At 59.9% G+C, this 13,462-nt stretch carries 10 protein-coding genes; 6 read left to right on the forward strand and 4 right to left on the reverse strand.

Translation table 11 applies throughout. The annotated features are described in order from the left end of the window. Position 1: 1 nt before the first annotated feature. On the reverse strand, positions 2-2,191 hold the full coding sequence (malQ, locus tag ACB035_RS13355) for a 4-alpha-glucanotransferase (RefSeq protein WP_338772522.1): 2,190 nt from the start codon (positions 2,189-2,191) through the stop codon (positions 2-4). 347 nt (positions 2,192-2,538) lie between these two features. Here malQ and gap point away from each other — a divergent pair, with 347 nt between their 5' ends. Continuing rightward, positions 2,539-3,534: a type I glyceraldehyde-3-phosphate dehydrogenase gene (gene gap / locus ACB035_RS13360; protein WP_005335708.1), complete on the forward strand. Its 996-nt coding sequence runs from the start codon at positions 2,539-2,541 to the stop codon at positions 3,532-3,534. A gap of 86 nt (positions 3,535-3,620) precedes the next feature. Continuing rightward, the gene (locus ACB035_RS13365) at positions 3,621-4,487 is read left to right on the forward strand and encodes a D-hexose-6-phosphate mutarotase (protein WP_371167441.1); all 867 of its coding nucleotides are present in this window, start codon (positions 3,621-3,623) and stop codon (positions 4,485-4,487) included. A 70-nt stretch (positions 4,488-4,557) separates the two neighbouring features. Here the strand turns inward: ACB035_RS13365 and nadA are convergent, their stop codons facing one another. Continuing rightward, complete coding sequence (gene nadA / locus ACB035_RS13370) at positions 4,558-5,631, reverse strand: quinolinate synthase NadA (RefSeq protein WP_005335706.1); 1,074 nt, start codon at positions 5,629-5,631, stop codon at positions 4,558-4,560. Between the two features lie 140 nt (positions 5,632-5,771). On the opposite strand from nadA, the gene ACB035_RS13375 reads away from it, so the two are divergent. Then, positions 5,772-7,877 (forward strand): methyl-accepting chemotaxis protein, encoded by a 2,106-nt coding sequence (locus tag ACB035_RS13375; protein ID WP_371167442.1) that lies wholly within the window; start codon positions 5,772-5,774, stop codon positions 7,875-7,877. A 69-nt stretch (positions 7,878-7,946) separates the two neighbouring features. Here the strand turns inward: ACB035_RS13375 and ACB035_RS13380 are convergent, their stop codons facing one another. Next, positions 7,947-8,402, reverse strand: coding sequence for an NfeD family protein (locus ACB035_RS13380; protein WP_005354718.1), 456 nt, complete (start codon positions 8,400-8,402; stop codon positions 7,947-7,949). Next, positions 8,399-9,322, reverse strand: a complete 924-nt coding sequence (locus tag ACB035_RS13385) for an SPFH domain-containing protein (RefSeq protein ID WP_005335703.1) — start codon at positions 9,320-9,322, stop codon at positions 8,399-8,401. Before ACB035_RS13385 ends, ACB035_RS13380 begins: the two co-directional genes overlap by 4 nt. A 197-nt stretch (positions 9,323-9,519) precedes the next feature. Here ACB035_RS13385 and cysG point away from each other — a divergent pair, with 197 nt between their 5' ends. The 3 genes from cysG (at position 9,520) to cysN (ending at position 13,461) form a co-directional block, all read left to right on the forward strand. After that, positions 9,520-10,956: a siroheme synthase CysG gene (gene cysG / locus ACB035_RS13390; protein WP_371167443.1), complete on the forward strand. Its 1,437-nt coding sequence runs from the start codon at positions 9,520-9,522 to the stop codon at positions 10,954-10,956. Between the two features lie 96 nt (positions 10,957-11,052). After that, complete coding sequence (gene cysD, locus ACB035_RS13395) at positions 11,053-12,021, forward strand: sulfate adenylyltransferase subunit CysD (RefSeq protein ID WP_265784168.1); 969 nt, start codon at positions 11,053-11,055, stop codon at positions 12,019-12,021. 12 nt (positions 12,022-12,033) lie between these two features. After that, positions 12,034-13,461, forward strand: a complete 1,428-nt coding sequence (cysN, locus tag ACB035_RS13400; RefSeq protein ID WP_371167444.1) for a sulfate adenylyltransferase subunit CysN — start codon at positions 12,034-12,036, stop codon at positions 13,459-13,461. Position 13,462 lies beyond the last annotated feature (1 nt).

Genomic DNA, 13,462 nt, shown 5'->3' on the forward strand with positions numbered 1-13,462 from the left:
CTCAACGACTGGCCTCATCACGGGCTTGGCTCATCTTGCCAGCCAGTGCCTTGAGTGCCTCATTGGCAAAAATATCTTCCAGATCAGCGGAGAGCTTGCGGCGCCAGTTGGGGTATTCGTAACTGGTGCCCGGTACGTTGACCGGCTTGTCCATCTCCAGCCAATCTTCCAGCTGGGTACTGAACAGGGCGCAGCTGCCGCGGGACATGTGGATCTGCAGACCGTGGTTGAGTTCGGTGTTCATGCCGACCCAGTTCACGTCATGACTGATGTTGTCAGAGATGACCTTGTGGGCATGCAAGCTGTCGAGGATCCGCTGTTTGGCCTGGTGACGATCAGCATACAGAGTCTTCAAAACATCTTCATCCGGATACAGACCCAGTTGACGGCCGAGCGCCAGATCATCGCAGTGCCAGAAGCCCTTGAGGGTCGGCATGTCGTGAGTGGTCAGGGCCGACATCGCCTGCTCGGTGTAGTGCGCCGGGGAGATAAAGCCGCCATCTTCCTTGGAGCGCTCGAAGAAGAACACCTTGTAGGAGTGAACGCCGTTCTCTTTCAGGGTCACGTCGATCCCCTCCGGCACGGTGCCCAGATCCTCGCCGATCAGCAGGCACTGATTGCGGTGGGATTCGAGGGCCAGAATGCCCAGCAGATCGTTGACCGGATAGTAGATGTAGGCGCCCTTGGCGGCGGACGCTCCGGGCGGTACCCACCACAGGCGCAGCAAGGCCATCACGTGGTCGATACGCAGTGCGCCACAGGAGCGCATGTTGGCACGGAACAAGTCCACCATCGGCTGATAGGCCGCTTCAAACAGCTTGTTCGGGTTCATCGGGGGCAGGCCCCAGTTCTGACCGAGCGGGCCGAGAATATCGGGCGGCGCACCGACCGAGGCTTTCGGACAGTAGAGATCCTGGTTGGCCCAGATCTCGGTGGAGCCTTCGGAGACGCCCACTGCCAGATCCCGGTAGATCCCCATCACCATGCCGGCAGCCTTGGCGCGTGCATCGGCTTGCGCCAGCTGCTCGTCGGCCAGGAACTGCAGATAGAGGTAGAAGTTGACATCTTGCGGGTGCGCGGCCATCCAGGCGGCAACGGCAGGATTGTGGTAATCGCGCAGCTCCTGCGGCCATACCGGCCAGCCCCAGGCATTTTCGCCTTTGGCATAGAAGTGGGCCTGCAGGGCATCAAATGCTGCCTGCTGTTGCAGGCTGTCGCCACCGGCGGCCACGAAGGCATCAAAGGCGGCCTGACGGTCGGCGCTCAGGGTGGCTTCGTCGAACACCTGACGCAGCATGCCGAGTTTGGTCTGGATCACGCCGGTGTAATCGACGTTCTCTTTGGCGCGCAGATCAGCCAGATGTTGCTGGAAGGCAGGACTTGCCACTTCCGCTTTCAGGCGATCGCTCTGCTGGAATTCGGGCACCGCTTCCACATTGATATAGGCCACGTTGAGCCAGCGACGGGAAGAGGGGCTGTAGGGACTGGCGCTCTCCGGATTGGCCGGATAGAGGGCGTGGATGGGGTTGAGGCCGACGAAGTGGGCACCCCAGGCGGCGGCTTTCTCGACCAGCTGGCCCAGATCGCTGAAATCACCGATACCCCAGTTGTGGCGGCTGCGCAGGCAGTAGAGCTGCACGCTCGGACCCCATACCTTGCGGCCATCGGCAATCGGCGCCTGCTTGTAGCAGGCCTTGGGGGCGACAATGAGGCGCATGGTGGCCAGCGGCTCGTCATTGCCCTCTTCCAGCAGCACCAACTGGTGGTAACCCAGCTCCGGGGCCATCTCCAGGGTGACGCGATAGGCCTGGCACTCCATCTCTTCAAATTCGGCCACGCCGACCAGCTCACCCTCGATGGGGGTGAATTGACCGGACAGCACTGCACCCTGCTCCTGCTGGAGCTGCCAGGTGAGGGCGTCGTTGACGAATTCGATGGGGAGGCGAACCTCAAGGGTAACGGTGTCGCCGGTGCGAACCACCATCACAGGATCCAGCGCCCGCAGCCAGTGCTGACGATGCTCCTCTTCCAGCTGCTGCACCAGTGCGGCCTCGTCATCGACGCGGTAGCCCATGGCGCCCAGCATGGCGGCCTTGCTCTCTTCGGATACCTGGGCCGGGTGGCCCCAGGCATCGACATACTCGCTGGCGATACCTTTTGCGGCAGCCAGCTGTTCAATCAGGGTGGTCATAGTTTGAGAATTCCCGCTGTGGATTCTATCTATACTATTTTGTTTGATTTTTATGGGGTGGTACTTGAACAGTGGCTCTTTGGCCATGCTAAACCGCGCACATTTTTACATATCTCTGTGAATGGTTGTGTGACCGAGTAGGCACTATTGTTGATATCTGCGCGATGCCACGATCTGGCACTTTTTTCGTCAAAACGTGGTAATCAGTTACATAAACAGAAAATTAATTTCACAGTTTTTCATGATATAGCGCAATTTCAGACAGAATGTTGGTTGACTCACCGGAGAGTTCTAGTAAATTTACAAGCGGAATTTTCTTTGACTACTGAACAGTTAGGTAACTAAATATGACTATCAAAGTAGGTATTAACGGTTTTGGCCGTATCGGTCGTTTCGTATTCCGTCTGGCTTGCGAGCGTGCAGACATCGAAGTTGTTGGTATCAACGACCTGATCGATGTTGACTACATGGCTTACATGCTGAAGTACGATTCAACTCACGGTCGTTTCAACGGTACCGTTGAAGTTAAAGACGGCAACCTGGTTGTAAACGGCAAAACCGTACGTGTTACCGCTGAGCGTGACCCGGCCAACCTGAAGTGGGGCGAAATCGGTGTTGACGTTGTTGCTGAAGCTACCGGTCTGTTCCTGACCGACGAGACTGCTCGTAAGCACATCGCTGCTGGTGCCAAGAAAGTTGTTCTGACTGGCCCGTCCAAAGACGCTACCCCGATGTTCGTAATGGGTGTTAACGACTCTACCTACGCTGGCCAGGACATCGTTTCCAACGCTTCCTGCACCACCAACTGCCTGGCACCGATCGCCAAGGTTCTGAACGATACCTTCGGTATCGAGTCTGGTCTGATGACCACCGTTCACGCTACCACTGCTACCCAGAAGACCGTTGATGGTCCGTCTGCCAAAGACTGGCGCGGTGGCCGCGGTGCGGCTCAGAACATCATCCCGTCCTCTACCGGTGCTGCCAAAGCTGTTGGCGTAGTTATCCCGGAACTGAAAGGCCTGCTGACCGGTATGGCTTTCCGTGTTCCGACTCCGGACGTGTCTGTTGTTGACCTGACCGTTAACCTGAAGAAAGCTGCCACCTACGCAGAAATCTGCGAAGCGATGAAAGCTGCTTCCGAAGGCGCTATGAAAGGCGTTCTGGGCTACACCGAAGACGAAGTTGTATCTACCGACTTCCTGGGTGAGCGTCAGACCTCCGTATTCGACGCCAAGGCTGGTATCCAGCTGAACGACAAATTCGTTAAAGTTGTATCCTGGTACGACAACGAAATGGGCTACTCCAGCAAAGTTCTGGACCTGATCGCTCACATCTCCAAGTAATTTGGGATGCGCAATCGCGTAGCTTGAAAAAGGCGGCCATTGGCCGCCTTTTTGTTTTTCGGTTTCCCCTGATGACAGGAGTCCACATGCAATCCATTCGTCCCCTGACAGCCAATTGCAAGCTTGCCAACAATGCGGCCGGTCTGCCGGTTCTCACCATCAACAACGACTATGCCAAGGCAGAAATCAGCCTGTTTGGCGCCCATGTGCTGAGCTATCAGCGTCATGGCGAGCCCGCCTCCATCTGGCTGAGTGACAAGGCGGTGCTGGATGGCAGCAAGCCTGTTCGCGGTGGTATCCCGATCTGCTGGCCATGGTTTGGCCCGGCGCCCGCCCGCGTCGGTAGCGGCAAGCCCTCCCACGGTTTTGCCCGTACCACCCTCTGGATGCTGGATGGGGTCTCCGATCACGCCGATGGCACGCTTGTTCATCTTTCCCTGCGCGACAGCGATGCGACCCGTGCCCTGTGGGATCACTCCTTCGAGCTGGAGCTGGATGTGCTGGTTGGCAAAGAGCTCTCGCTGGTGCTGACCACTCGCAACACAGGTGCTCAGCCGCTGACTTATAGCGGTGCGCTGCACACCTATTTGCAGATCAGCGCACCGGAGGCGGTGAGCGTGAGCGGTCTGGGCGAGCCCTATGCCGACAAGCTGACCGGACAGGATGCCAAGCAGCAGGGTACATTGACCCTGAGCGGGCCGCTGGATCGGGTCTACTGGCAGCCAGAGGCGTTGGTGAGCGTGCAGGATGGTGAGCGCGAGACCCGGGTAGTGAGCGGCAACCACGACAGCGTGGTGGTCTGGACCCCCTGGCTGGAAGGGGCCACCGCCATGGCCGACATGAGCGACGATGGCTATCGCACCATGCTCTGCGTCGAAGCGGCCATCGCTGGCGAGGCGGGGGTGACCGTTGCGCCGGATGAAGAGCACAGTCTCTCTACCGTGATCATCTGATCAGGATGAGGTTCAGATAAATAAAGAGGGCTCCCGCGGGAGCCCTCTTTGCATCTCGTGACGGCGGCAATCAGGCGTTGCCCTGAGTCTTGAGCTTGAGTTCGGCGGCGAAATTGAGCATCCGGTCGAGGGGGATCAAGGCTTTGACCCGCAGATCTTCGTCGACATGGATCTCGTGGCGCTCGGCACCGTCGGTGAGGGCCTCCTTGATCGCCACCAGACCGTTCATTGCCATCCAGGGGCAGTGGGCGCAGCTGCGGCAGGTAGCGCCATCGCCACCGGTCGGTGCTTCCACCATCTCTTTCTCCGGACAAGCCTGCTGCATCTTGTAGAAGATGCCCCGATCGGTCGCCACGATCAGCTTCTGCTGGGGCAGCTCTTTGGCTGCCTTGATCAGCTGGCTGGTGGAGCCCACCGCATCGGCCAGCTCGATCACCGAGGCGGGGGATTCCGGATGAACCAGCACGGCGGCGTCCGGATTCTGCTCTTTCAGCTCGCGCAGGGCACGGGCCTTGAACTCGTCGTGGACGATGCAGTGGCCCTGCCAGCGCAGCATCTGCGCCCCGGTTTTCTTCTCGATATAGGCACCCAGATGGCGATCCGGGCCCCAGATGATCTTGTGACCCAGACTGTCGAGGTGTTCGACGATTTCCAGTGCAATGCTGGAGGTCACCACCCAGTCAGCCCGTGCTTTGACGGCGGCCGAGGTATTGGCATAGACCACCACGGTATGGTCGGGATTGGCATCGCAGAAGGCGGAGAACTGTTCGATGGGACAGCCCAGATCGAGGGAGCATTCGGCCTCCAGCGTCGGCATCAGCACCCGCTTGTGGGGGCTCAGGATCTTGGAGGTTTCCCCCATGAAGCGCACCCCGGCGACGATCAGGGTCTGCGCCTCGTGATCGCGACCAAAGCGGGCCATCTCCAGCGAGTCACCGACGAAACCGCCGGTGGCTTCGGCCAGCGCCTGGATCTCGGGATCCGTGTAGTAGTGGGCAACCAGTACCGCCTTGCGCTCCTTGAGCAGCGCCTTGATTTCTGTGGTCAAGGTCGTTCTCTGCTCGGCACTCAGGGGAAGAGGTTTGGCCGGAAAGGGGTAGTCCATTGCGACTACCGGCGGGACACTGCTCAGTGCATTGCTCATTGCGACTGTTCCATCAACGCTCGGGAAGGCAAAAATTATAACCAGAAGCCAGCCACAAACCCATCAACAAATCGGGTGAAGCGCAAGTGGGCGAATATACTCAAGTAATTCGTTGTTATTCTGCCATAAGGAGTTGTCGCATGAAGCAACGTTCCCTCAAGTTCAAGCTGTTGTGCCTTACCATGGGGCTGTTTCTGCTGACCGGGCTGGCCATGACCCTGCTGCAATCGGCCTCTTTCAGTTCCCTTCGCAACATGGTGATGACCCAGACCAGCGATGCACTGGAAGAGGAGGTCTCCCGCAGCTTGCAGTATCAGGCAGAGCGCTATGCCATCCAGATTGCCTCACTGATGCAGAACTCCTATCAGATCCCCCTGACCGTGACCGCCCAGATTGAAGCCGGGATGGCCAAACCGGAACTGCGGTTGTCGCGGCCCCAAGTGGAGTATCTGCTCGGCAGCAGCCTGCAGCAGGCGAGCGGGATCAGCTCCATCTACGCCCAGTTTGAACCGGATGGCTATGATGGCGAGGATGGCAACTGGCTGGGCGGGGCCAGCCACTCGGTGGCAGGAAAGGGGAGTCTGGAGGTCTATTTCACCAAGGATCAGGGAGGGGCCGTCGCTCAGCAAGCGGTAGACGCCGCCGCCAGTGAGGCCAAGTTTGATACCTCCCTCAACGAGTTCGGTATTCGCAACAGCGAGTGGTATCTCTGTGGTCGCGATACCCGCCAGCCCTGCCTGATGGAGCCCTACCTCTACGAAATCAGCCCGGGCAACAAGATGCTGATGACCAGTCTGACTGTGCCCGTGCTGCGTGACGGCAAGTTTGTCGGGCTGGCCGGAGTGGATATGAACCTGCCCATCTTCCAGCAACTGGCTGAAAACCTTGGCAAGAGCCTCTATGACAACAAGGCGGATGTGACCCTGGTCAGCAAGATGGGGCTGATTGTGGGCAGCAACCGCTATGCCGACAAGCTGGGCCGTCCACTCAAGGAGGTGGGCCTGACCCTGCCTGACGGTCAGCCGGTCAGCAGCGACAGTGACTTCATTCTTCATCAGCCCATCCGGGTTGAAGCAGCCAATACCCAGTGGTGGTTGATGATCAAGGTGCCCAAGGCGCTGGCGCTCGGCAAGGCGCACGCCATCAGCAATGAACTGGGCGCCCTGCTGGTGGATGCCCAGCGGCAGCAGATCATCGCCATGGGCGGGATTACCCTGTTGGTGCTGGGGCTGCTGGTCTGGTTTATCCAGACCATCACTGCGCCGCTTTCCCTTATCAGCCGCCATGTGGGCCACCTCTCCAGCAACGAGGGGGACCTGACCCAGCAGATGGAGATCGACACCCATCAGGAGCTGATCGATCTGGGGTCCCAGCTCAATGCCTTCCTCGGCAAGCTGCGGGGCATGGTGCAAATGAGCAAGGGGATCGGTCAGCAGGTCTACCAGCAGGCGCGGGAGATGAAACATACCGCCGACACCATGCGCAACAGTCTGGACGAGCAGAATCTGGAGCTGGAGAGCGTGGTGAGCGCCATGCACCAGATGAGTACCACTGCAGTCAGCGTGGCAGGTTATGCCGAGCAGGCGGCGCAGGAGTCGGAAGCGGCGACCCACCACATCAATACCGCCCAGCAGACCCTCAGCAATGCCCGCAACGAGATCCATACTCTGGTCGGCGATATGCATGAGGCGGACAAGGCGGTAGCGCTGGTGGCCCAGCGCAGCACCAATATCAGCCGGATCCTCGATGTGATCCGCGCCATTGCCGAGCAGACCAATCTGCTGGCCCTCAACGCCGCCATCGAGGCGGCGCGGGCGGGTGACATGGGCCGCGGCTTTGCGGTGGTGGCGGACGAGGTGCGGGCGCTGGCGACCAAGACCCGTGAATCGACCGACGAGATCGGCCAGCTTATTGGTAGCCTGCAGACCGAGGTGAGCAGCAGTCAGCGTCTGATGAATACCGGCATCGAGCGCTCCACTACCACGGTGCAGGGTACCGAGCAGGCGTTCGAGGCGCTCAATCGGGTAGTGGCCCAGATCCAGCAGATCCACGACCACATCAGTCAGGTGGCCACCGCCGCCGAGCAGCAGAGTGCGGTGAGCGACACCATCAACCAGAACCTGATGAGGATTGGTGATACCGCCAACGTGATCGGGCAGGAGGCCACCTCCAGCCATCAACTGAGCGAAGCGCTGGAGCAAGCGGCCACGGCGCTCGCCAGTCAGCTCGATCGGCTGCGTACCTGAGTGGCAGCCAGAGAGACAAAAGCCCGCGAGCGATCGCGGGCTTTTTTATGACTCGATGGCAGAGTTGCGTCAGTTGCGGGGTTCAACCAGCAGGATGTGGGAGTCAGCCCCCACCACCCTGACCTTGCTGCCCGCAGGCAGCGACTCGTCGCAGCGCACCGTCCAGACCGTATCGTCCAGATGCACCCGGCTGGTGCCTTGGGCGACATCATCCAGCAGGGTCAGCTCGCGGCCCATATAGCTCTGCATCCGCTCGTTGATGGTGCTGGCGGCATCCTGACCCGAGTTGTCACGCTGGTGCTGCCAACGCCACCAGGCCCAGGTGGTGAGCAGGGATTGCACCGCAAACAGCAGCAACTGCGCCTGCCAGCCAAAGGGCCAGATCAGCAGCAGTAGCCCCACTTCCAGCGCGGCGATGCCGGTCCAGAGCAAAAAGCCCACCGAGCCGAGCACCTCGATGGCCAGCAGAATGAAGCCGAGCCCCAGCCAGTGCCAGTGCGTCAGCCCCTCTAACAGGGCTGTCATGACTTGCTGCCCTTGCCATCTTTGTTGAACAGCTCGGCCATGCCAGCCACAGAGCCAATCAGGCTGCCCGCTTCCAGCGGCATCATGATGATCTTGCTGTTGGGGCCTTCACCGATGCGGGCCAGAGCCTCGGTATATTTCTGAGCCACGAAGTAGTTGATGGCCTGCAGGTCTCCTTCCGCAATCGCCTGGGAAACCATATGGGTCGCCTTGGCTTCCGCCTCGGCAGCCCGCTCCCGCGCTTCGGCGGCGAGGAAGGCGGCCTGACGCTCACCTTCGGCTTTCAGAATCTGGGACTGCTTTTCGCCTTCCGCTTTCAGGATCTTGGACTGGCGCACCCCTTCGGCCTCCAGTACCTCGGCCCGTTTCTGACGCTCGGCCTTCATCTGGGCGTTCATCGCTTCGACCAGCGCCAGCGGCGGGCGCACATCTTTAATCTCGATGCGGGTCACCTTGATGCCCCAGGGGGCGGTGGCGGCATCCATGGTGCGCAGCAGTTTCTCGTTGATGGTGTCGCGCTGGGAGAGCATCTCGTCCAGCTCCATGGCGCCGAGCACGGTCCGCATATTGGTCATGGTGAGATTGCGGATGGCGCTGGTGAGATCGTTGACCTCGTAACCTGCTTTGCGGGCATCCACCACCTGCACAAAGCTGATGGCATCGATGGTGACGTTGGCGTTGTCGCGGGAGATCACCTCTTGTGCCGGGATATCCAGCACCTGCTCCATCATGATGATCTTGTGGCCGACCCGATCCACGTAGGGGATCAGCAGGTTGAGACCCGGGGTCAGGGTGCGGGTGTAGCGGCCGAAGCGCTCCACCGTCCAGTTGTAGCCCTGAGGCACGATCTTGATGCCCGCGCTCAGGGTGGCGAGCACCAGGAACACGAAAATCCCTAGCACAATCAATGATTCATTCATCATTTAGCTCCTTATGAAACACAGTCCCTAGCCTATGGTCTGGCGTCAGGTACCACAAGTGACTTTGTACGCCTTTGTCATGAATTGGCTTTGTTAATTACTAAAACGCATTAAAAAGCATTTTTTATTATTTTGAGGGATAAGCTGCCCTGCCTATAGTCGCCCCATATTAGTCGTGTTCCGAGGGATGGGCCGAAATGGATTATTTACCTATGTTTGCCAAGTTGGAAGGCCGCCCGGTACTGCTGGTGGGCGGGGGCGAGGTTGCCCTGCGCAAGGCGCGCCTGCTGCTGGCAGCCGGTGCCCGGCTGACCCTGGTCTCCCCGGAGCTTGAACCGGAATTTTTGGAATTTGCCGGTCGTTTTACCCATCTGGCGGAGCGTTTCACCCCGGCCCATCTGGCAGGCCAGATCCTGGTCGTTGCCGCTACAGACAATCTCGAAGTCAATGCGCTGGTTTATCAGAGCGCCAACCAGCTGGGTCTGTTCGTCAACGTGGTGGATGACCCGAAGCGCTCCAGCTTTATCTTCCCCTCGATCATCGATCGTTCGCCGCTGATGGTGGCGGTCTCCAGCGGTGGTAAGGCGCCGGTGCTGGTGCGCCTGCTGCGCGAGCGGCTGGAGAGCCTGCTGCCGCGCCATCTTGGCGGGCTGACCGAGCTCTCAGGTCGGGTCCGTGACAAGGCCAAGCGGGTGCTCTCATCGATTTCCGATCGCCGCCGCTTCTGGGAGCGCGCTTTTGCCTCCAACACTCTCGCCAGCCTGATTGAGAAAGAGGACTGGCAAGGTGCCGAGCAGTGGCTGAGCGATGGCCTCGATCAGGCGAAAAGCGAAGTGGGCGAGGTGGTATTGGTCGGTGCGGGCCCCGGTGCTCCGGGCCTGTTGACCCTCAAGGCGCTGCAACAGATTCAACAGGCTGAAGTGGTGCTCTACGACCAGCTGGTCTCCGCCGAGATCCTCGATCTGGTGCGCCGCGATGCCACTCTGGTGTCGGTCGGCAAGAAGGCGGGTGCCCACAGCGTGCCGCAGGAGGAGACCAATCGCCTGCTGGTGGAATACGCCAAGGCGGGCAACCGGGTAGTGCGGCTGAAAGGGGGCGATCCCTTTATGTTTGGCCGGGGTGGCGAGGAGCTGGAAGTGCTGGCCGATGAAGGTATCCCCTTCTCGGTGGTGCCCGGCATCACGGCCGCTGCCGGTGCCACCGCCTATGCAGGTATTCCGCTGACTCACCGTGATTACGCCCAGAGCGCCGTCTTCATTACCGGCCACTGTCAGAAAGAGGGCAAGGAGCCCGACTGGCAGCAGCTCGCCGCTACCAGCCAGACCCTGGTCATCTACATGGGGCTGATGCGCTCCGAGCATATCCAGCAGCAGTTGATGGATCACGGCCGCAGCCAAGCCACCCCCATCGCCATCATCGAGCGCGGCACCACATCCCGTCAGCGGGTGCTGACCGGCACGCTGGCCGACTTGGCGGAGCTGGCCAAACAGGCGGTGAGCCCTTCGCTTATCGTCATCGGCGAAGTGGTTGCCCTGCGCGATCGGCTCGCCTGGTTTGGAGAAAAGGGCTGCGAGCAGCAGCGCGCTAACCCGGATCTCGATGGCTGTGACCTCAAGCTGGTGCAGCTGGCCTGACCGAGAAAGAGATATTTGATGCGGCTGCTGGTGCGGCCGCGCACTGAACCACCCAGCGCCCCGAGCAGGCGCATAAGCAATGACCCGAGGACCAACATGGACCGTGAAAGATTGACCCACTTGCAGCAGCCGAACGCGGAGAGCAGTCATGCAGGTGTCTCTCGTGAAAGATTGACACATCTGCAGCAGTTGGAAGCCGAGAGCATCCATATCATCCGCGAGGTGGCTGCCGAATTTGAAAACCCGGTGATGATGTACTCCATCGGCAAGGACTCCTCCGTCATGCTGCACCTTGCCCGCAAGGCCTTCTATCCGGGCAAGATCCCGTTCCCCTTGCTGCACGTCGACACCGACTGGAAGTTCAAGGAGATGATCAAGTTCCGCGACGAGACCGCCAAAAAGTACGGGCTGGATCTGATCGTCCACAAGAACCCGGAAGGGCTCGCCATGGGCATCAACCCCTTCGTCCACGGCAGCGGCAAGCACACCGACATCATGAAGACCGAGGCGCTCAAGCAGGCGCTCAACAAATATGGCTTCGATGCCGCCTTCGGCGGTGCCCGCCGCGACGAAGAGAAGTCCCGTGCCAAGGAGCGGGTCTACTCCTTCCGTGACAAGTCTCACCGCTGGGATCCGAAGAACCAGCGCCCCGAGCTGTGGCGCGTCTACAACAGCCAGGTCAACAAGGGGGAGAGCATCCGGGTGTTCCCGCTCTCCAACTGGACCGAGCTGGATATCTGGCAATACATCTATCTCGAGAACATCGACATAGTGCCGCTCTACTTCGCCGCTTACCGTCCGGTGGTGGAGCGCAACGGCATCAAGATCATGGTGGATGACGATCGTATGCCCATCGGCCCGGAAGACGAAGTGAAGCAGGAGCTGGTTCGTTTCCGCACCCTCGGTTGCTACCCGCTGACCGGGGCCATCGAATCCGATGCCACCACCTTGCCGGAAATTATTGAAGAGATGCTGCTCACCACCTCGAGCGAGCGGCAAGGGCGGCTGATTGACCACGATCAGGCCGGCTCCATGGAGCAGAAGAAGCGTCAGGGATATTTCTAAGGAGTCGTCAGCATGAACAGCCATATTCAGACCGCCATCACCGAACAGGGCATCGAAGCCTATCTGCACGCCCAGCAGCACAAGAGTCTGCTGCGTTTTCTCACCTGCGGCAGCGTGGATGACGGCAAGAGCACCCTTATCGGTCGCCTGCTGCACGACTCCCAGCAGATTTATGAAGATCAGCTCAAAGCACTGGAGTCCGACAGCCAGAAGCTCGGCACCACCGGCGAGAAGCTCGACTTGGCGCTGCTGGTGGATGGCCTGCAGGCGGAGCGTGAGCAGGGCATCACCATCGACGTGGCCTACCGCTACTTCTCCACTGCCAAGCGCAAATTTATCATCTCGGATACCCCTGGCCACGAGCAGTACACCCGCAACATGGCCACCGGCGCTTCCACCTGCGATCTGGCCATCATCCTCATCGACGCCCGCAAAGGGGTGCTGGATCAGACCCGCCGCCATAGCTTTATCGCGAGCCTGCTCGGCATAAAGCAGTTCGTGGTGGCGGTCAACAAGATGGATCTGGTGGAGTTCAGCCAAGAGGTGTTCGAGCGCATCAGCGCCGATTACCGCGAGTTCGCCAAAAAGCTCAGCGTCGACACCATCCATATCGTGCCGGTTTCGGCGCTGGACGGTGACAACGTGGTCAACCAGAGCGACAAGCTGGCTTGGTATCAGGGCGAAACCCTGCTTGCTCTGCTGGAGTCTGCCGAGGTTGAGCGCGAGCTGGAGCGTCATCCGGTGCGCCTGCCGGTGCAGTATGTGAATCGCCCCAACCTCGATTTTCGTGGCTTCGCGGGGACGCTTGCCTCCGGCATCCTGCGGGTCGGCGACCGGCTTGCGGTGTTGCCGTCGGGCAAAGAGAGCACGGTGACCCGCATCGTCACCTTTGACGGGGATCTGGAGTACGCCCTGCCGGGTCAGGCCATCACGGTCACCTTTGCCGACGAGATCGACATCAGTCGCGGCGACCTGCTGGTGGATGCCGCCAAGCAGCCGCAAGTGACCCAGAACCTGCTGGCCCATATTGTCTGGATGGGGGAGGAGTCCCTGCAACCGGGTCGGGTCTACGACGTCAAGCTGGCCACCAAGAAGAGTCGCGGTCAGGTGGAGGCCATCCGCCACCGCATCGAGATCAACAAGCTGGACGAGTTGCCTGCGAGCGAGCTCAAGCTCAACGAGATCGGCCTGTGCGAGCTGAGCCTCACCGACCCGGTGGCGTTCGACCCGTATCAGGAGATCCGCGATACCGGCAGCTTTATCCTGATCGACCGGCTGACCAACGTCACCGTCGGCGCCGGCATGATAGTGGAAGGCTTGGCTGCCAAAGCGGTAAAAGGGCACTACAGCGAGTTCGAAATCGAGCTCAATGCGCTGGTGCGCAAGCACTTCCCGCACTGGCAAGCCCTTGCCATCGGTAACGACACAAGCAAGGAGTAAG

Source organism: Aeromonas sp. S12(2024), from assembly GCF_041402305.1.
Taxonomy (GTDB): Bacteria; Pseudomonadota; Gammaproteobacteria; order Enterobacterales; family Aeromonadaceae; genus Aeromonas; species Aeromonas veronii.

Bases quoted from the DNA above. Each gene is read 5' to 3' on its own strand.
- nadA (WP_005335706.1), bottom strand. From the start codon at position 5,631: ATGAGCAATGCACTGAGCAGTGTCCCGCCGGTAGTCGCAATGGACTAC.
- cysN (WP_371167444.1), top strand. From the start codon at position 12,034: ATGAACAGCCATATTCAGACCGCCATCACCGAACAGGGCATCGAAGCC.
- ACB035_RS13385 (WP_005335703.1), bottom strand. From the start codon at position 9,322: ATGAATGAATCATTGATTGTGCTAGGGATTTTCGTGTTCCTGGTGCTC.
- malQ (WP_338772522.1), bottom strand. From the start codon at position 2,191: ATGACCACCCTGATTGAACAGCTGGCTGCCGCAAAAGGTATCGCCAGC.
- ACB035_RS13380 (WP_005354718.1), bottom strand. From the start codon at position 8,402: ATGACAGCCCTGTTAGAGGGGCTGACGCACTGGCACTGGCTGGGGCTC.
- ACB035_RS13365 (WP_371167441.1), top strand. From the start codon at position 3,621: ATGCAATCCATTCGTCCCCTGACAGCCAATTGCAAGCTTGCCAACAAT.
- cysD (WP_265784168.1), top strand. From the start codon at position 11,053: ATGGACCGTGAAAGATTGACCCACTTGCAGCAGCCGAACGCGGAGAGC.
- cysG (WP_371167443.1), top strand. From the start codon at position 9,520: ATGGATTATTTACCTATGTTTGCCAAGTTGGAAGGCCGCCCGGTACTG.
- ACB035_RS13375 (WP_371167442.1), top strand. From the start codon at position 5,772: ATGAAGCAACGTTCCCTCAAGTTCAAGCTGTTGTGCCTTACCATGGGG.
- gap (WP_005335708.1), top strand. From the start codon at position 2,539: ATGACTATCAAAGTAGGTATTAACGGTTTTGGCCGTATCGGTCGTTTC.